20 protein-coding genes are annotated in these 17150 nt (G+C 72.1%); 10 read left to right on the top strand and 10 right to left on the bottom strand.

The features are described 5' to 3' along the window. Positions 1 to 31 precede the first annotated feature (31 nt). From Mam01_RS34495 to Mam01_RS34485, 3 genes are all read right to left on the bottom strand, one after another. The gene (locus Mam01_RS34495) at positions 32 to 949 is read right to left on the bottom strand and encodes an NAD-dependent epimerase/dehydratase family protein (RefSeq protein ID WP_204289445.1); all 918 of its coding nucleotides are present in this window, start codon (positions 947 to 949) and stop codon (positions 32 to 34) included. Between the two features lie 103 nt (positions 950 to 1052). Further along, on the bottom strand, positions 1053 to 1319 hold the full coding sequence (rsrA, locus tag Mam01_RS34490) for a mycothiol system anti-sigma-R factor (RefSeq protein WP_150940110.1): 267 nt from the start codon (positions 1317 to 1319) through the stop codon (positions 1053 to 1055). After that, entirely contained in the window at positions 1316 to 1957 is a 642-nt protein-coding gene (locus Mam01_RS34485; RefSeq protein ID WP_117408844.1) for a sigma-70 family RNA polymerase sigma factor, read from the bottom strand. Before Mam01_RS34485 ends, rsrA begins: the two co-directional genes overlap by 4 nt. 302 nt (positions 1958 to 2259) lie before the next feature. Between Mam01_RS34485 and Mam01_RS34480 the strand changes: the two genes are divergently transcribed. Further along, positions 2260 to 3000 carry a class I SAM-dependent methyltransferase gene (locus Mam01_RS34480; RefSeq protein ID WP_150940112.1) on the top strand — a complete coding sequence of 247 codons (741 nt, stop codon included), beginning with the start codon at positions 2260 to 2262 and terminating at the stop codon, positions 2998 to 3000. Positions 3001 to 3043: 43 nt separating this feature from the next. Here the strand turns inward: Mam01_RS34480 and Mam01_RS34475 are convergent, their stop codons facing one another. Both Mam01_RS34475 and Mam01_RS34470 read right to left on the bottom strand, forming a co-directional pair. Further along, a complete protein-coding gene (locus Mam01_RS34475; protein ID WP_150940114.1) occupies positions 3044 to 3385 on the bottom strand; it encodes a TraR/DksA family transcriptional regulator in 342 nt (113 codons plus the stop codon). A gap of 131 nt (positions 3386 to 3516) precedes the next feature. Further along, positions 3517 to 4266 carry an SOS response-associated peptidase gene (locus Mam01_RS34470; RefSeq protein WP_204289444.1) on the bottom strand — a complete coding sequence of 250 codons (750 nt, stop codon included), beginning with the start codon at positions 4264 to 4266 and terminating at the stop codon, positions 3517 to 3519. A gap of 87 nt (positions 4267 to 4353) precedes the next feature. Between Mam01_RS34470 and aroA the strand changes: the two genes are divergently transcribed. Together aroA and rsgA are read left to right on the top strand one after the other, a co-directional pair. Continuing rightward, the gene (gene aroA / locus Mam01_RS34465) at positions 4354 to 5733 is read left to right on the top strand and encodes a 3-phosphoshikimate 1-carboxyvinyltransferase (protein WP_204289443.1); all 1380 of its coding nucleotides are present in this window, start codon (positions 4354 to 4356) and stop codon (positions 5731 to 5733) included. Between the two features lie 43 nt (positions 5734 to 5776). Further along, positions 5777 to 6829 carry a ribosome small subunit-dependent GTPase A gene (rsgA, locus tag Mam01_RS34460; RefSeq protein WP_204289459.1) on the top strand — a complete coding sequence of 351 codons (1053 nt, stop codon included), beginning with the start codon at positions 5777 to 5779 and terminating at the stop codon, positions 6827 to 6829. 25 nt (positions 6830 to 6854) lie between these two features. Here the strand turns inward: rsgA and Mam01_RS34455 are convergent, their stop codons facing one another. Next, a complete protein-coding gene (locus tag Mam01_RS34455) occupies positions 6855 to 7505 on the bottom strand; it encodes a LysE family translocator (protein ID WP_204289442.1) in 651 nt (216 codons plus the stop codon). Positions 7506 to 7629: 124 nt separating this feature from the next. Between Mam01_RS34455 and Mam01_RS34450 the strand changes: the two genes are divergently transcribed. Then, the gene (locus Mam01_RS34450; protein ID WP_204289441.1) at positions 7630 to 8967 is read left to right on the top strand and encodes an aminotransferase-like domain-containing protein; all 1338 of its coding nucleotides are present in this window, start codon (positions 7630 to 7632) and stop codon (positions 8965 to 8967) included. Between the two features lie 23 nt (positions 8968 to 8990). On the opposite strand, the gene Mam01_RS34445 is transcribed toward Mam01_RS34450, so the two are convergent. Then, entirely contained in the window at positions 8991 to 9434 is a 444-nt protein-coding gene (locus Mam01_RS34445; protein ID WP_204289440.1) for a DUF4442 domain-containing protein, read from the bottom strand. 81 nt (positions 9435 to 9515) lie between these two features. Here Mam01_RS34445 and hisN point away from each other — a divergent pair, with 81 nt between their 5' ends. Then, positions 9516 to 10301 carry a histidinol-phosphatase gene (gene hisN, locus Mam01_RS34440; RefSeq protein ID WP_204289439.1) on the top strand — a complete coding sequence of 262 codons (786 nt, stop codon included), beginning with the start codon at positions 9516 to 9518 and terminating at the stop codon, positions 10299 to 10301. 3 nt (positions 10302 to 10304) lie between these two features. On the opposite strand, the gene Mam01_RS34435 is transcribed toward hisN, so the two are convergent. Next, positions 10305 to 11117 carry a fructosamine kinase family protein gene (locus Mam01_RS34435; protein WP_204289438.1) on the bottom strand — a complete coding sequence of 271 codons (813 nt, stop codon included), beginning with the start codon at positions 11115 to 11117 and terminating at the stop codon, positions 10305 to 10307. Further along, complete coding sequence (locus tag Mam01_RS34430; protein ID WP_239101837.1) at positions 11104 to 11565, bottom strand: low molecular weight protein-tyrosine-phosphatase; 462 nt, start codon at positions 11563 to 11565, stop codon at positions 11104 to 11106. Before Mam01_RS34430 ends, Mam01_RS34435 begins: the two co-directional genes overlap by 14 nt. A 163-nt stretch (positions 11566 to 11728) precedes the next feature. On the opposite strand from Mam01_RS34430, the gene pstS reads away from it, so the two are divergent. The 5 genes from pstS to Mam01_RS34405 are packed head-to-tail and all read left to right on the top strand — an operon-like array spanning position 11729 to position 16225. After that, on the top strand, positions 11729 to 12838 hold the full coding sequence (gene pstS / locus Mam01_RS34425) for a phosphate ABC transporter substrate-binding protein PstS (RefSeq protein ID WP_204289437.1): 1110 nt from the start codon (positions 11729 to 11731) through the stop codon (positions 12836 to 12838). Positions 12839 to 12842: 4 nt separating this feature from the next. Continuing rightward, positions 12843 to 13823 (top strand): phosphate ABC transporter permease subunit PstC, encoded by a 981-nt coding sequence (pstC, locus tag Mam01_RS34420; RefSeq protein ID WP_150940151.1) that lies wholly within the window; start codon positions 12843 to 12845, stop codon positions 13821 to 13823. Next, the gene (gene pstA, locus Mam01_RS34415) at positions 13820 to 14704 is read left to right on the top strand and encodes a phosphate ABC transporter permease PstA (protein ID WP_204289436.1); all 885 of its coding nucleotides are present in this window, start codon (positions 13820 to 13822) and stop codon (positions 14702 to 14704) included. The genes pstC and pstA overlap by 4 nt, the downstream gene beginning before the upstream one ends. A 3-nt stretch (positions 14705 to 14707) precedes the next feature. Continuing rightward, a complete protein-coding gene (pstB, locus tag Mam01_RS34410) occupies positions 14708 to 15484 on the top strand; it encodes a phosphate ABC transporter ATP-binding protein PstB (RefSeq protein WP_204289435.1) in 777 nt (258 codons plus the stop codon). Positions 15485 to 15520: 36 nt separating this feature from the next. Beyond that, complete coding sequence (locus tag Mam01_RS34405; protein WP_239101836.1) at positions 15521 to 16225, top strand: response regulator transcription factor; 705 nt, start codon at positions 15521 to 15523, stop codon at positions 16223 to 16225. 41 nt (positions 16226 to 16266) lie between these two features. Here the strand turns inward: Mam01_RS34405 and Mam01_RS34400 are convergent. Continuing rightward, on the bottom strand, positions 16267 to 17150 hold an 884-nt coding region (locus Mam01_RS34400), incomplete at its 5' end, for a phosphotransferase family protein (protein ID WP_204289434.1).

Raw genomic sequence — 17150 nt, 5'->3', positions numbered from 1 at the left:
CACCGCGTGCAATTGCAGGAGATCGACACGGTCAGGCCGACGCCTCGCGGGCCCATTCGACGGTGGCCTTCAGGCCGGTGGCCAGGTCGTGGCGGGGACGCCAGCCGAGGCCCTCCAGCGCGGGCACGGGGTCGACGGCCATGTCGGGGAGGTCGCCGAGCCGAGGAGGCTCGAAGCGCGGCTCGTCGGGGACGCCCGCCGCCGCGGCGACCAGGGTGTGCAGCTCCCGGTCGGTGGTCCGGACGCCGGTGCCGAGGTTGAAGCGGCGGCCGTCGCCGTCGGCGCCGCAGGCGCGGGCGAAGCCGTCGACCACGTCGTCGACGAACACGTAGTCGCGGGTGTGGGCGCCGTCGCCGTACACGACCGTGGGTTTCCCGGTCAGCAGCGCGTCGGTGAAGATGGCGACCACCCCGGCCTCACCCTCGGGCGACTGGCGCGGCCCGTAGACGTTCGACAGCACGAGCGTGGTGTATTCGAGGCCGTGCAGCGCGCGGTAGGTCGCGAGGTAGAGCTCGCCGCCGAGCTTGGAGGCGGCGTACGGCGAACGGGGATCGGTGGGCGCGTCGCCGGGGACCGGGATGACGGCCGGCCTGCCGTAGACCGCCACCGAGGAGGCGTAGACGACCTTGCGGGCGCCGGCGCGGCGGGCGGCCTCCAGGACGTTCACCGTGCCCTCGACGTTGACCGAGGCGTCGGTCAGCGGGTCGGCGACGCTCCTGCGGACGCTGATCTGCGCGGCGAGGTGGCAGACGACCTCCGGCCGCCAGCGCGCGGCGACCTCCGCGAGCGCGGGGTCGCGCACATCCATCACGTGCAGGGGGGCGCCGGGGTTGCGCGTGTGCCCGGACGACAGGTCGTCCACCACCGCGACCTCGTGGCCGTCCGCGAGCAACCGGTCGACGAGGGTCGACCCGATGAAGCCCGCTCCGCCCGTGACCAGCACACGCATGCCCCGCCCCCTCCCGGCCCCGTACGGGGAAGATCCTAACGGGCCGCGCCGCGGCCCGGGCCTCGCACTGCGCCCGGTCCTCTCACTGCCCAGGGGACGCGGCCTAGTCGGCCATCTCGGCGCGGACCTGCTGGATGCGGGTCAGGACCCTGGCCCGCAGGTCCTGCGGCACGGGGTCGCACCCGCAGTGCTTGGCGACGAGACGCTTGACGGCCTCTTCGAGGCCGTACTCCTCAAGACAGGGGCCGCACTCGTCGAGGTGCTTCCTGATCTCGGCGATCCGGTTGTTGTCGAGCTCGCCGTCCAGGTAGGTGTAGACCTTGTCGAGCACCTCTCCACACGGCGTGTCGTGGTGTTTCCCGCAGCTCATCGCTCCTCCTCGCCAACCGTCCCGCCCTGATCCGCACCGCGGGAGTCCGGCCGTACGAGGCCGCGCTCGCGCGCGTAGTCCTCGAGCTGGTTGCGGAGCTGCCGGCGGCCGCGGTGGAGGCGCGACATCACGGTCCCGATGGGCGTGCCCATGATCTCGGCGATCTCCTTGTACGGGAAGCCCTCCACGTCCGCCAGGTAGACGGCGATGCGGAACTCCTCGGGAAGCGCGGCGAGAGCATCCTTCACGTCACTGTCGGGAAGATGCTCAAGCGCCTCGATCTCGGCCGACTTCAGCCCGCTGGACGTGTGCGACTCCGCCCGCGCCAGCTGCCAGTCCTCGATCTCCTCGGTGCCCGCCTGCTTGGGCTCCCGCTGCTTCTTCCGATAGCTGTTGATGAAGGTGTTGGTGAGGATGCGGTAGAGCCAGGCCTTGAGGTTCGTCCCCTCCTGGAACTGGTGGAAGGAGGCGAAGGCCTTGGCGAAGGTCTCCTGCAGGAGGTCCTCCGCATCCGCTGCGTTACGGGTCATCCGGAGCGCGGCGGAGTAGAGCTGGTCGAGAAACGGCATGACATCGCGCTCGAACCGCTCGCTGCGCTGCTCCAGAGTCTCCTCGGCTGTCTTGGAGACCGGACCCACCCCCTTCAGGACGCCGTACCCAGCCGAGGATACCGGTCCGCCCAGGCCGGGCCAGTCGAGGCCTTCTGACAGCACCAACGTCTTCATGCACAACTGCAACAGGGCGGGCGTAGAGTCTGTTCCCGGTGCAGATTGAGGTGACGAACGACCCGGTGCGGGGAAAAAACCAGGCACCGGCGAGGGAGTGTCCGGCCAGTGCCGTCCGTCGCGTGCGGGTGCCGGACACGACCGAGGTGGCCCGGAGACCGAGTTTCGCCGTTCCACGCGCGTGCGCGGGGACGGCCAGAGTGCAGGAGCCGCTCGTGCTGCCTATACCGGCCAACGAACTCAACGGCTCGGGCACACTCGGGCCCTACTGGACCTTCTACCACGCGGTGGTCGCCGAGCAGCTCCGGCGGTGGCTGCCCGCCCGCCCCTCGCTGCTGCTGGACCTGTCCGGCGGGCGGGGGCGGTGGCCGGCCCAGGCGGCGCGCGCCGGGCACCGGGTGGTCGAGGTCGTGGACTTCCGCAGGCCGGCGGATCCGTGGCTGCGCGACGCCTCCGAGCGCATCCAGAAGGTGCGCGCCGACGATCTGGGCTTCCTGCCCGACGGCAGCGTGGACGGCGTCATCGCCGAGGAGCGCGTGCTCTCGGTCGAGATCATGGCGGAGTCGGTCGTGGAGGACGTCGCCAGGGTGCTGCGGCCGGGCGGGCGGGCGCTGCTGTGCGTCGACTCGCTGGTCCTCGGGATGGCGATCCTGGCCGAGCAGAACTACTGGGCGCACCTGTGCCAGACCGGGGAGGTCATGCTGATCCCCTGGCCGGACGGCAGCATCACCCGCTGCTTCACCACCCAGCAGGTGCGCGAGCTGGTCACCGGCGCGGGGCTGGAGGTCGAGTGGGTGCGCCCGCGCACCGTGCTGTCTCCGTCCACCGTGGACCACGTGCTGAGCACGGAGAGCAGGTCGCTGTCCTGGCTGGTGCGCACCGAGCTCGAAACCCAGGCGGACGGCGACGACACGGTGGGGATCCACCTGGTGGCCAGCGTGCGCAAGCCGTCCTGAGCGCCGGGGACCGATCAGCGGGCCAATCAGCCGGGTCGGCCGGTCAGCGCCGGCGTTCGGCCCGGGACTGGCACTGCACGCAGCGCGCCGCCTCGGGGCGGGCCTCCAGCCTGCCCTCCGGCACGGCCGACCCGCAGTCGACGCACCGCCCGTAACCGCCGTCCTCCAGCCTGCGCAGCGCGGCGAGCACGGCCGTACGCTGCCGGGCCGCGGCGTCGAGCATCGCCCGGGCGCGGTCGGCGTCGGTGAGGCCGGCTCCCGCGTCCGCGGAGGACCCGCCGTACCGGTCGCCGTGCCCGTCCGTGCCCGCACGCAGCACGCCGATCGACCGGTCGAGCTCGTGCAGCATGCTTTCCAGGCGCATACGCGCGGTCGCGACATCCACGAATCCGCACCTCCGGGAGTGGGGAGTCGTCCGCCCAGGAGCCCCCGGTCTCCCGGTCGGTCAGCGGCCGGTCACTTTCCGTGCGACCGCCTTCCCGAACGGATTCCCACTTCGCGCGCCGCTTACACCCGTCAGAAGAGCCGGGGGACGTCGTCCCCTTCCAGGGGCTCAACAAGTTCGGGGCCGTTGTGGCGGACGTTGTTCACGACGTCGGACACGGCGTACGCCTCCAGCCGGTCCGGGCCGGCCGGGACGAGGAGCCCGGTGGGATCGGTGACGGCGGGGTCGAGCCACTCCGCCCAGCGCTCCCGCTCGACCATCATCGGCATGCGGTCATGGATGCGGCCCAGTTTGTCCTCGGCCGTGGTGGTGATCACGGTGCAGGTGCACAGCCACTTCAGCGGGTCGTCGTCCGCCCGGCCGGGGTCCTTCCAGAACTCGTACAGTCCGGCCATCGCGAGCACGCCGCCGTCGGCCGGGTGGATGAAGAAGGGCTGCTTCTTCTTCCCCTCGACCGGCATCCACTCGTAGTAGCCGTCCGCCGGCAGCAGGCAGCGGCGCGACTTCAGCGCCCTGCGGTAGGACGGCTTCTCCGCCACCGTCTCCACCCGGGCGTTGATCATCCGGGAGCCGACGGACGGGTCCTTGGCCCAGCTGGGCACGAGCCCCCACCGGACCAGCCGGAGCTGCCGCACCGCCTGGTCGCCGGCGCTCTCGCCGCCCTCGTCCTTCGGCACCCGGCACATCACCGCGTAGACGGTCTTGGTGGGCGCGACGTTGTAGTCGGGCCGCAACTCCTGGTCGGGCACGCCGTCCAGCTCGACCTCGAACTCCTCCAGCAACTCCTGCTTCTTGCGCGCAGACGCGTACCTCCCGCACATGCCATCAAGACTGGCACAAAGACCGCCGATCCGGCGGGCCCCGCGCGGCGTACGGCCGCCGGAGAGGGTCCCGATAAGCTTGCCGGCATGGCCTCTCCGCAGTCCGCGTCCGGCGGCGCCGAGCCGCATGCCACCCGTCAGCACAGTGTTGGTGAGCACAGCATCGCCGCGCCACTCTGGCCCGCCCCGGTGGCCGCCGGGCCGGTCCGCGCGACGGTGCGCCTGCCCGGTTCGAAGTCGGTGACCAACCGCGCGCTGGTGCTCGCCGCGCTAGCCGACGCCCCCGGCACCGTACGGCTCGCGCTGCGCAGCCGCGACGCCGACCTCATGGCGGCGGCGCTGCGCGCGCTCGGCGCCGAGATGGCGCCGTCCAACGAGAGCGCCGACAGCGTGGACTGGTCCATGACCCCCCGTCCCGTACGCGGCGGGGTGTCGATCGACGCCGGGCTGGCCGGGACCGTGATGCGGTTCGTGCCCCCGGTCGCCGCGCTCGCCGACGGCCCGGTCTTCTTCGACGGCGACCCGCACGCGCGCAAGCGCCCGATGGGACCGATCCTCGGGGCGCTCCGCGCGCTCGGCGCGTCGGTCGACAACGACGCGCTGCCGTTCACGATCCGCGGGCCGATCACGGGCGGGGAGGTCGTCCTCGACGCGTCCGTCTCCTCCCAGATGGTCTCGGGCCTGCTGCTGGCCGGCGCGCGCTTCGAGAAGGGCGTGACGGTGCGGCACGACGGCCCGCCCGTCCCCTCGATGCCGCACATCGAGATGACCGTGCAGATGCTGCGCCGGGCCGGGGTCGAGGTGGACGACACCGAGACCGACGTGTGGCGGGTGCAGGCCGGGCCGGTCCGGGCCCAGGACGTCACGGTCGAGCCCGACCTCTCCAACGCCGCGCCGTTCCTCGCGGCCGCCCTGGTCACCGGCGGCTCCGTCGTCGTGCCCGACTGGCCGGAGGAGACGACGCAGGGCGGCGACGCGTTGCGCGGGCTGCTCACCGAGATGGGCGCACGGGTCGAGCGGGTGCCGGAGGGCCTGCGGGTGACGGGCACCGAGTCCCTGCGCGGCCTCGACGCCGACCTGCGGGACGTCAGCGAGCTCACGCCCACGATCGCCGCGCTCGCCGCGCTGGCCGAGGGCCCCTCCCGCATCAGGGGCGTCGCGCACATCCGGGGCCACGAGACCGACCGGATCGCCGCGCTCGCGACGGAGATCAACCGGCTGGGCGGCGACGCCCGGGAGACCGACGACGGCCTGGAGATCCGTCCCCGGCCGCTGACCGGCGGCGTCTTCCATTCCTACGCCGACCACCGCATGGCCACGGCGGGCGCCGTCATCGGCCTGGTCGTGCCGGGCGTCGAGGTCGAGGACATCGCGACGACCGCCAAGACGCTGCCCGAGTTCCCGCGCATGTGGGCCGCGATGCTGGGCAGCGAAGGCGTCGGCGAGGGGCACGGCGAGGAGCGCTGATGGCGACACCGCCGGCGGCACTGGGACGATCGGGGCGCGGGAACTGAGCAGACGACGCTACGACGAGGACGACGTCAGGATCAGGCCGGGCAAGGGCTCGCGGCCCCGGACGCGGATCCGGCCTGCCCACAGCGAGGCGGTCGAGGGCTTCGTGGTGGCCGTCGACCGCGGGCGTTACACCTGCCTGGTCGGCGAGGGCGTGCCCGGCGCCGGGACGTCCGGACGGCGGAAGGGCGAGCGGACGCTCGTCGTCGCGATGAAGGCGCGTGAGCTCGGCCGCAAGGGCATCGTCGTGGGCGACCGCGTCGCGCTGGTGGGCGACGTGACCGGGCAGCCCGACACGCTGGCGCGCGTCGTCCGCGTCGAGGAGCGGACGTCGATGCTGCGCCGCAGCGCCGACGACACCGACGACATCGAGCGGCCCATCGTCGCCAACGCCGACCAGCTGGTGATCGTCACCGCGCTCGCCGATCCTCCGCCGCGTCCCCGGATGATCGACCGGATGCTCGTCGCGGCCTTCGACGCCGACATCGAGCCGCTGCTGTGCCTCACCAAGTCGGACCTCGCCCCCGCCGCCGGCCTCGTGGCGTCGTACGAGCCCCTCGGCGTGCCGTACGTCGTCGTCCGCAGGGGCGGCGCGCTCGACGACCTGGCCGAGGCGCTCGCGGACCGGATCAGCGTGCTGGTCGGCCACTCGGGCGTCGGCAAGTCGACCCTGGTCAACGCGTTGGTGCCGCACGCCCGCCGGGCGGTGTCCCACGTGAACGCGGTCACCGGCCGCGGCAGGCACACCTCCACCTCGGCGGTCGCGCTGGAACTGCCCGAGGGCGGCTGGATCATCGACACGCCGGGGGTGCGCAGCTTCGGGCTCGCCCACGTCTCGGTGGAGACCGTGCTCGCGGCGTTCCCCGATCTCGTGGACGCCACGACGGGCTGCCCCAAGGGCTGCACCCATCTCGGGGACGACTGCGCGCTCGTGGGCTACGTCGCCGAGGGGCACGCCGACCCTGTACGCCTGGAGTCCCTGCGGCGGCTGCTCGCCAGCCGCGAGGGCGCCCCTGATGAGGACAGAGCCGAGGACCGGGACGAGGCTTGACCGGAGCCTGACCGGGCCTGAACGGTCACCCGGCGAGCAGGTGCGACACGCCGCCGGGGACGGCGATCGTGACGGCGAGTGCTCCGAGCATCCCGCCCGTGACGAGCCGCTGTGCCCGCAGCCACCCCGGCCGGGGAGCCAGGAAGCCCGCGACGCCGCCGGCGGCCAGCACGATCGAGGAGTTCACCGTGGCGGCCACCGCGATCTGGAGACCGCCGAGAACGACGCCCTGGAGCAGCACGTCTCCCCGGCTCACGTCGACGAACTGCGGAATGACGGACACATACAGCACGGCGATTTTCGGATTCAGGAGATTCGTCATCAGGCCCATGGTGAAAAGCCGCCGCGGCGAATCGGGCGGCACGTCCCGTACGGCGAACACCGAGACGCCGCCGGGCCGGACGGCCTGCCAGGCGAGCCACAGCAGGTAGGCCGCCCCGGCCAGCCGGATCACGGCGAGGACCTGCGGGAACGCCGCGAGCAGCACCGCCAGCCCGAGGTTCGCGGCGGCCAGGTACACGAGGAAGCCCGCGACGACCCCGCCCAGGGAGATCAGGCCCGCCCGGCGTCCCTGGCCGATGCTGCGCGACACGAGATACATCATGTTCGGGCCCGGGGAGAGCACCATTCCGAGCGCCACGGACACCACGCCCAGCACCGCGTTCCGTTCCACCATCGATGCCGCCTTCTTCGTCGGGAAATTCGCTGATGCCGGTCCGGAAGGCTTTTTCAGGCTATTCCACGCGCTTCATCGAGTGCAATGTTTATATTGCTCTCGGAGCAATTGAGACGAGGGGATCGTGGACGACTACCGGAAGCTGGCCGACGAGGTGGCCGCCGACATCGCGGCCGGGCGGCTGAGGCCCGGCGACCGGCTGCCGCCGCAGCGGGACTTCGCCCGGCGGCGCGGCATCGCCGGGTCCACGGCGGCGCGGGTCTACGCGGAGCTGACCCGGCGCGGTCTGACCGTCGGAGAGGTGGGCCGGGGCACCTTCGTCCGCGCCTCCGCCCGGCGCGCCGGGACGGTCCTGGCCGAGCCCGGCACCACCCGGATCGACCTGGAGCTCAACCATCCCCTCCTCCCCGGGCAGGCCCGTCTGCTGGGAGACGGCATCCGGCGGCTGCTGCGCCCCGACCTGCTGGAGGCGTCCCTGCGGCCGGTGGGCGCGGCGGGCACCGCCGACGCCCGCGAGGTCGTCGCGGACCTGCTCGCCCACGCGGGCCGGCGGCCGGACCCCGCGCGGGTGCTGTTCGCCGGCAACGGGCGCCAGGCGATCGCGGCCGCCGTCGCCGCGCTGGTCCCTCCCGGCGCGCGGCTGGGGGTCGAGGAGCTCACCTATCCCGTCCTGAAAACCATGGCGACCCGGCTCGGGGTCACCCTCGTGCCCCTGGCGACCGACGAGGCGGGCCTCGTCCCCGGCGCCGTCGAGGCCGCCGCGCGCCGGGCTCCGCTGAAGGCGGTCTACGTCCAGCCGACGCTGCACAACCCGTTGTCGGTCACCATGCCGGTCGAGCGCCGCGCCGAGCTCGCGGACGTGCTCGCGCGGCTGGACCTGCCCGCGGTCGAGGACGGCGTCTGGTCGTTCCTCCGGCCCGAACCACCCCCGCTCGCCGCCTTGGCGCCCGACCGCGTGATCGTGGTCGACAGCCTCTCCAAACGGGTGGCGCCCGGCCTGACCGTCGGGTTCGCCGTCGTACCCGAGGCCGTCCTCCCCGCCGTGACCGCCGCGCTGCACTCGGGAGGCTGGGCGCCGTCGCGGTTCGCGCTGGACGCGGCGGTCCGGCTCGCCGCGGACGGCGTCCTGGACGAGCTGGACCGCGGCAAGCGGCGGGACGCCGAGGCGCGGCAGGAGATCGCGGCGCGTCGTCTCGGCGGGTTCGCGGTGCGCGCCGACCCGAGGTCGTACTACTGCTGGTGGGAGCTGCCGCCCCCGTGGCGGGCCGACACGTTCGTGGCCGCCGCGGCGCGGCACGGCATCGGCGTCACCCCGGCGGCGGCGTTCGCCGTGGGCGACTACCGCGCGCCGAACGCCGTCCGCCTGGGCCTCGCCTCCCCTCCGGCGGAGACGCTGGACGCCGCCCTGGCCGTCCTCGCCCGGCTCGCCCGGTCCTCCCCCGACGAGGTACTCGCGGACTGAACACCGGCTGAACGCGGACCGGCTCAGGTGTCCCGGTTGGGGCGGAGGGTCCAGGAGACGGTCATCTCGGTGACGACGACGCCCTCGGCGTTCCGGATCTCGACGCCGACCTCGAACTCGGGCCGTTCGCCCGCGTCCAGGCGCGCGACGACCTCCTCCCGCGCGGCCCGCAGGGTGGCGGCGGCCGTGACCTCGCCCGTGGCGAGCTTCAGGTAGCGGATCGCCGCCCCGGTCGCGAGCGGCACGGCCCGCGTGAGCTGGTCGCCGAACGCCGACAGCATCGCCGCGCCCGAGGCCGTCTCGGCGAGCGTGAACAGGGCGCCGGCGTGCGGGCCGCCGACGTGGTTGCGCAGGTCCGCCCGGTCGGCCATGCGGGCGACCGCCGTACCGGGGCCGACCGAGTCGAAGGTGATACCGAGCAGCCGGGCGAAGGGGACGCTGTCGAGGAGGAACGCGGCGATGTCCATGACCGAGATGTTACCGACTGGTACGGCCCGCGTGATCCGTCCGCCGATGCGAACGGTGAGGGGCGCGATACCTTGGAGCCTGTGACGGAGTATCGCGACGACCTGAACCTCGCGCATCTGATGGCCGACGCCGCCGACGACATCACGATGCGCCGTTTCAAGGCCGTCGACCTGCGGGTCGACACCAAGCCCGACCTCACCCCGGTCAGCGACGCCGACCGGGCGGTGGAGGAGGCGATCCGGGGCACCCTCCGCCGCGCCCGGCCCCGCGACGCCGTCGTGGGCGAGGAGTTCGGCACGACCGGGTACGGCATGCGCTCGTGGGTGATCGACCCGATCGACGGGACGAAGAACTACGTCCGCGGGGTGCCCGTGTGGGCCACGCTGATCGCCCTGATGGAGCACGGCAGGGTCGTCGCGGGCGTGGTCTCGGCTCCCGCGCTCGGCCGCCGCTGGTGGGCCGCCAAGGAGGGGGGCGCGTGGACCGGCCGCAGCCTGAGCAAGGCGTCCCGCTGCGAGGTCTCGTCGGTGGGGCGGCTCGACGACGCCTCGTTCTCCTTCTCCGACCTGGAGGAATGGGAGAAGGCCGGGCGGCTCGAACCGTTCCTCGACCTCACCCGGGAGTGCTGGCGCAGCCGCGGCTACGGCGACTTCTGGTCGCACATGATGGTCGCCGAGGGCGCGGTGGACGTCTCCGCCGAGCCCGAGCTGTCGCCGTGGGACATGGCGGCGCTCACGATCATCGTGGAGGAGGCCGGCGGCTCCTGCACCTCGCTCGACGGCGCCTCCCCGCTCGACGGCGGCAACCTCGTCTGCACCAACGGCCTGCTGCACGACGAGGTGCTCAAGCGCCTGTCCCCCCGCTGACGCTCACATCGCCAGGACGTCGCCCGCCGCGGTGAGCAGGCTGCCGCGGTAGGCCTCGCCGAACAGGCAGACGTGGACGGCCAGCGGGTGAAGCTGGTGCAGCGGCACCCGCTCGCGCCACCCGGCGGCGAGCGGCGCCGCCTCGCGGTAGGCGCCGAGGATCGTGTCGAGGCGCGGCGCGCCGAACAACGCGAGCATCGCCAGGTCCGTCTCGCGGTGGCCGCCGTGGGCGGCCGGGTCCACCAGCACGGCTCCGCCGCCGCGGGACCACAGCAGGTTTCCGCTCCACAGGTCGCCGTGGATCCGGCTGGGCGGCTCCGGTGGCCCGGCCACCTCGGCCACCCGGTCGCACGCCTCCTCCACGAGGCTCACGTCCCGGGCCGGGAGCACACCCCGGTCGCGCGCGAGCCGTACGAACGGCAGGACGCGGCGGGAGACGTAGAACGACGGCCAGTCCGGCGCGGGGTCGTTGTCCATCGGCAACTCGGCGATGTAGCCGGGCCAGGGCGCGCCGAAGGCGCCGGCCCCGGCCGCGTGCAGGGCGGCGAGGTCCCGCCCGAACCGCTCGGCCGCCACCGCGGTCGCCGGCGCGGTGTCGATCCACTCCAGCAGCAGCGTCCCGCCCTCGGCGGCGAGCACCTCGGGCACGGCCACGGCCCGCGGCTCGGCGAGCCACCGCAGGCCGGCCGCCTCGCTCTCCAGGACCCCGGCCGCGTCACCGGCGCCCTTCTTGACGAACACGCGGCGGCCGTCGTCGAGCAGGCCCTCGTGCAGGGTCCACGCGTGGCCGTCGCCCAGATCCCTAATGATCCTCAAGGTACTTCGCCACCCCCTCGCAGGCGGCCTCGACCATGCGCAGCACGTCGGTGAACCCCTGCCGTCCCCCGTAGTAGGGGTCGGGCACCTCGGCGCCCTCGGGGGCCGCCGGGTCGAACGAGCGCAGCATCCGCACGTCGGCGTCCGGCGGCGCGAGCCGCCGTACGGCACGGAGGTTGTCGCGGTCCATCACGAGGATCAGGTCACGCTCGGCGAACCACGCCGGATCGAACTGGCGGGCCCGGTGCGCCGAGCCGTCGTACCCGTGATCGGCCAGCGTCGCCAGCGCCCGTTCGTCCATCGGCTCCCCGGCGTGCCAGCCGCCGGTGCCGGCGCTGTCCACCTCGACGTCGCCGAGCCCGCGTTCGGCGAGCGTACGGCGCAGCACCACCTCGGCCATCGGGGAGCGGCAGATGTTGCCCATGCAGACCAGACATACACGCTTCATGAACTCAAGTCTCTCCCATAACGCCCGTGACCTGCTCGTTATCTCCTGGAGGCCGCACAAGAGCGACCGGGGGCGTTCACTACGCGTTCACCTTTACCAAGGTTTTAAGTCACCTCGGCTCCCTACCGTCCCTGGTGTTGAGAAGACAAGGGGAGGAACAACCGTGAAGTATGCAGGCCGGCTCGCAGCCGCCACCCTCGCCGGCGTGCTCTCGCTCGCCGCATGCGGGACCGATGACAACTCGGGCGACGCGGGAGCCACCGCGGGCGCCGCCGCTCCCGCCCAGGGCGACGACAGCCTGAAGGGCACCATCAACGCCGCCGGTTCCTCGGCCCAGGCGAACGCCATCGCGGAGTGGAAGAAGAACTTCCAGTCGTCGAACCCCGGCGTCAGCATCAACTACAACCCGAGCGGCTCGGGCGCCGGTGTCCAGGCGTTCATCCAGGGCACGGTGGCCTTCGCCGGCTCCGACTCCGCGCTCAAGGACGACAAGGGCGAGCCCGCCCAGGCCGACGCCCGCTGCAAGACCGGCAAGGCGATCAACCTGCCGATGGTGACCGGCCCGGTGGCCGTCGTCTACAACCTGCCGGGTGTGGACGGCCTGCAGCTTTCGCCGAAGACCATCGGCGGCATCTTCAACAGCAAGATCACCAAGTGGGACGACCCGGCCATCAAGGCCGACAACCCCGACGCGAAGCTGCCCTCGACCGCCATCCAGGCGTTCCACCGCTCGGACGAGTCCGGCACCAGCGACAACTTCACCAAGTTCCTCAAGGCCACCGCCGAGTGGCCGTACGAGCCGGCGAAGGCGTGGCCGGCCGAGGCTCAGGGTCAGGGTGCGAAGGGCTCGGACGGCATCGCCTCCAGCATCAAGAGCACCGAGGGCGCGATCAGCTACGTCGAGCTGTCCTTCGCGGAGAACTCGCAGCTGCAGAAGGCCAAGGTGGCCAACGGCTCGGGCGAGTTCGTCGAGCTCACCCCGGAGAACGCGGCCAAGACCGTCGAGGCCGCCCAGGTCGAGGGCGCCGGCAACGACCTCAAGCTGAAGATCGACTACGCCACCAAGGCCTCGGGCGCCTACCCGATCGTCCTGGTGACCTACGAGATCACCTGCGAGAAGGGCCTGTCGGCCGACGACGCGAAGCTGGTCAAGTCGTTCCTTGGCTACACCTCCAGCGACGAGGGCCAGCAGGCGCTGACCAGCCTCGGCTACGCCCCGCTGCCGTCGAGCCTGCTGACCAAGGTCCGCACCGCCGTCGAGGCCATCTCCTAACCACATGGCCACACCAACCAGAACCACGGAGAGCGGACCGGCCCTGCGCCGGTCCGCCTTCCGGCGCAGCCGCGGCGACGGCCCGTTCCGCTTCGCCTCGACCGGCGCCGGCGTCGTCCTGCTGGCGATCATGGCCGCGATCGGGTTGTTCCTGGTCGTCAAGGCCGTCCCCGCCCTCCAGGCGAACACCTCCCACTTCCTGACCGAGCTGACCTGGCAGCCGAACGCGACCAAGCCGGTCTTCGGCATCGGTGCGCTGGCGTTCGGCACCGTGCTGAGCTCGCTGCTCGCGCTGCTGATCGCCACCCCGGTGGCCGTGGGCGTCGCGCTGTTCATCTCCCACTACGCGCCCCGGCGGCTCGCCTCGGCGCTGGGCTACGTCGTGGACCTCCTCGCGGCGGTCCCGAGCGTGGTGTACGGGCTGTGGGGCGTCACCTTCCTCGTCCCGTTCATGCTCGGGCCGTCGACGTTCCTCAACGACTACTTCGGCTGGATCCCGCTGTTCAGCGGAGAGTCGATCGTGGGCAAGAGCATGCTCACCGCGTCGCTCGTGCTCGCCATCATGATCCTGCCGATCATCGCCGCGATCTCCCGTGAGGTCTTCCTGCAGGCCCCCAAGATGCAGGAGGAGGCGGCGCTGGCGCTCGGCGCGACGCGCTGGGAGATGATCCGTACGGCGGTCCTGCCGTTCGGCCGGCCCGGCGTGATCAGCGCCGCGATGCTCGGCCTCGGCCGGGCCATGGGCGAGACCATCGCGGTCGCGCTCATCTTCCCGGCGACCTTCAAGATCTCGTTCCAGATCCTCGGCCCGTACGGCAACAGCATCGCCGCCAACATCGCCAACGGCTTCGGCGAGGCGACCGAGGTAGGCCGCGGCGCGCTGATCGCCTCGGGTCTCGTCCTGTTCCTCATCACCCTGCTGGTGAACATGGCCGCCCGCTTCATCATCGCCCGCCGCAAGGAGTACGCGAGGGCCGCAGCGTGACCGTACAGACCGGAATCCAGCCCATCTCCGCGACGCGGCGAGCGAAGGACCGCCTGGTCCAGGCGCTCGTCTATCTGGCGTTCGCGCTCGCGGTCATCCCGCTCGTGTCGGTGCTGTGGCTCGTCGTCAAGAACGGCGCCGGCCGGTTCGACATGGAGTTCTTCACCCACTCGATGCGCAACATCGGGGCGAGGGACGCCGGCGGCGGCGCCTACCACGCGATCATCGGCACGCTCGAACAGGTGCTGCTCGCCTCGCTCATCGCGGTGCCGATCGGCCTGCTCACCGCGGTCTACCTCGTCGAGTACGGCGAGGGCGGCCGGTTGTCGAGGATCATCAGCTTCTTCGTGGACGTCATGACCGGCGTCCCTTCCGTGGTTTCCGGCCTCTTCGTCCTGGCCTTCTGGATCCTGGTGCTCGGCATGTCGTTCTCGGGCTTCGCCGGCGCGCTCGCACTGTCGATCCTGATGATGCCGGTGGTGGTCCGGGCCACCGAGGAGATGCTCCGCCTCGTCCCGCGCGAACTGCGCGAGGCGTCGTACGCGCTGGGCGTGCCCAAGTGGCGCACGATCGTCAAGGTGGTGCTGCCCACGGCGCTCCCCGGCATCGTGACCGGCGTCATGCTGGCCGTCGCCCGGGTCGCCGGTGAGACGGCGCCGCTGCTCCTCACCGTCTTCGTCACGGACTCCATCAACAACGACCCGTTCAACGGCCCCCAGATGGGTCTGCCGTTGTACGTCTTCAACCAGACGATCCTGCCGACGGACGTCGCCGTCGACCGCGCCTGGACCGGGGCGCTGACCCTGATCCTGATCGTCATGCTGCTCAACCTGGTCGCGCGCCTCATCACCTGGTGGCGTTCGCCCGCGAGGAGGAGGTAAGGAATGGCCAAGCAGATCGAGGTCGCCGGCCTCGACGCCTACTACGGCTCGCACAAGGCCATCGAGGGCATCTCGATGACCATCGAGCCGCGTTCGGTGACCGCGTTCATCGGCCCTTCCGGCTGCGGCAAGTCGACCTTCCTGCGCACGCTCAACCGCATGCACGAGGTCATCCCCGGGGCTCGGGTCGAGGGCAAGGTCCGCCTGGAGGACCAGGACCTGTACGGCCCGGAGATCGACCCGGTGTCGGTCCGCCGGACCATCGGCATGGTGTTCCAGCGGCCGAACCCCTTCCCCACGATGTCGATCTACGACAACGTGGCGGCGGGGCTGCGGCTCAACGGCCGGGTGTCCCGCTCGCAGCTGGACGGCATCGTCGAGGACTCCCTCAAGGGCGCCAACCTGTGGAACGAGGTCAAGGACCGGCTCGCCCGGCCCGGTGCCGGTCTGTCCGGCGGCCAGCAGCAGCGCCTGTGCATCGCCCGCGCGATCGCCGTACGGCCGCAGGTGCTGCTCATGGACGAGCCGTGCTCGGCCCTCGATCCCATCTCGACGCTCGCGATCGAGGACCTGATCTCGAAGCTCAAGCAGGACTACACGATCGTGATCGTGACCCACAACATGCAGCAGGCCGCGCGGGTCAGCGACAGGACGGCGTTCTTCAACCTCGCCGCACAGGGACAGCCCGGCAAGCTCGTCGAGATGGACGAGACCTCGAAGATCTTCACCAATCCGGCGGAGAAGGCGACCGAGGACTACATCACCGGCCGCTTCGGCTGACGCGCACTTCCTGCCGACGAGCATAGGAGGGACCGGGTGACGGCACCCGCAGTGGAGGGGGACACTCGGACGGCGCCCATGCTCCTGGTGGCCGATCCGGACGCGGGTCTGGTGCGACAGCTCTCGGCCGCCATGCAGGCCGAGGGCGTCGACGTGACCGGCGTGCCGGACGGCGCCCAGGCACTGCTGCAGGCCGGGGCGCTCCGGCCGGACGCCGTGCTGATCTGCGCCTCTCTCCCGATCGTCGGGCCCGTGGACTTCGTGCGGGCCGTACGGCTCGCGCGAACCGTGCCCGTCCTGCTCGGCATCGACCTCGGCAGCGATGCCGGGCAGGCGTTGCGGGCCCTGGAGGCCGGTGCGACGGCCTGCGTGGCCCGGCCGTACCGGGTGCCCGAACTGCTCCCCCTCGTCCAGGCCGCCTTCCGGCGCCAGGACAACCACCGGACCGTGCTGACGATCGGCGAGGTCGAGCTCGACGTCACGGCGTACCAGGTGAAGGTCGGCGGGCGCATCGTCCACCTGCCGCTGCGGGAGTTCGAGCTGCTGCACTACCTGATGCGCAACGCGGACAGGACCGTCACCCGCGAACAGATCATGCGCAATGTCTGGCACTCGACCGACGGCATGTCGACGAACACGATCGCCGTCCACGTGAAGCGCCTGCGCGCCCGGCTCGGCGACGTGGAGGACACCATGATCCAGACAGTGCGCGGCGTCGGCTACCGGCTCGTCAGCAGCTGAGAGCCCGCCCGCCTTCTCGGCTCAGGAGAAGGTCCGCCCGCTCAGGAGAAGGTCCGGCCGAGGTGCGCCAGGCCGGCCTCCGCGTACGGCGCGATGCCCGTGCGCAGGCCGTACGCGACGTCCTCCAGCAGCGCGCACCGGGCGTAGAAGAGCATTCGTTCACGAGCGGCGTCGTCCAGCCCGCCCTGGTAGTGCTCCAGCGTCCGGGCGAGGACGGCGGGGCCGAGATCCCGGTAGACGAGCGCGAGGTCGTACGCGGGATCGGCGACGGCGGCGTCCGTCCAGTCGATGACCCCTGTCACCGCGCTCGTCGCGGCGTCCACCAGCACATGCTCGCTGCCCAGGTCGTTGTGGCAGAACGTCAGCGTGTCGGGGTCCGCGGGCGCCTCGGCGGCGAGGAACTTCTCGACCAGCGCGCGCTCCTCCGCGGGCAGACGGCCGGCGATCTCCGCGTAGTCGCCCTCGGCCTCCTCCCTGAGGTCGCCCAACGGGTAGGCGTCGCGCGGCACCAGGTCCTCCACGCGGGGGACGGGCAGCGTGTGCAGCGCGCTGAGGAAAGCGCCCAGAGGGGCCGCCAGACGGGCCGGCTCGGGCACGGGATGACGGTTGAGCGGCAGGCCCGGCAGCTTGGGATAGGCCAGCACCCCCGCCTCGGGAACGACGAGAACCGGCCGCGGAACCGGGAGCGGCGACACCTCGCCCACGACGGCGAGCAGCGCCGCCTCACGCTCGACCGCCTCTCCGCGCTCCGTGGGGTCGCCGGCCTTGCTCTGGCGCACGACCAGCTCGCCGTTGACCTCGTACGCGGCGTTGTCCTGTCCCTCGCCCAGCCGGTCGATCACCCGGACCTCGTACCCGGGCAGATGGCGGGCCAGCAACCGGCAGATCTCCTCGGCCATCGCAGCGCTCCAGTCCATTTGGGCAT

It is taken from the genome of Microbispora amethystogenes (genome assembly GCF_016863015.1).
Lineage (GTDB): Bacteria > Actinomycetota > Actinomycetes > Streptosporangiales > Streptosporangiaceae > Microbispora > Microbispora amethystogenes.
Note: the sequence above shows the minus strand (reverse complement) of the source record. Positions and strands in the feature narration are given on the sequence as shown.

What these genes read in the sequence shown, in the direction of transcription:
- Mam01_RS34495 (WP_204289445.1), bottom strand. Translation starts at nt 949, where the DNA reads ATGCGTGTGCTGGTCACGGGCGGAGCGGGCTTCATCGGGTCGACCCTC.
- rsrA (WP_150940110.1), bottom strand. Translation starts at nt 1,319, where the DNA reads ATGAGCTGCGGGAAACACCACGACACGCCGTGTGGAGAGGTGCTCGAC.
- Mam01_RS34470 (WP_204289444.1), bottom strand. Translation starts at nt 4,266, where the DNA reads ATGTGCGGGAGGTACGCGTCTGCGCGCAAGAAGCAGGAGTTGCTGGAG.
- aroA (WP_204289443.1), top strand. Translation starts at nt 4,354, where the DNA reads ATGGCCTCTCCGCAGTCCGCGTCCGGCGGCGCCGAGCCGCATGCCACC.
- Mam01_RS34455 (WP_204289442.1), bottom strand. Translation starts at nt 7,505, where the DNA reads ATGGTGGAACGGAACGCGGTGCTGGGCGTGGTGTCCGTGGCGCTCGGA.
- Mam01_RS34445 (WP_204289440.1), bottom strand. Translation starts at nt 9,434, where the DNA reads ATGGACATCGCCGCGTTCCTCCTCGACAGCGTCCCCTTCGCCCGGCTG.
- Mam01_RS34430 (WP_239101837.1), bottom strand. Translation starts at nt 11,565, where the DNA reads ATGAAGCGTGTATGTCTGGTCTGCATGGGCAACATCTGCCGCTCCCCG.
- pstC (WP_150940151.1), top strand. Translation starts at nt 12,843, where the DNA reads ATGGCCACACCAACCAGAACCACGGAGAGCGGACCGGCCCTGCGCCGG.
- pstB (WP_204289435.1), top strand. Translation starts at nt 14,708, where the DNA reads ATGGCCAAGCAGATCGAGGTCGCCGGCCTCGACGCCTACTACGGCTCG.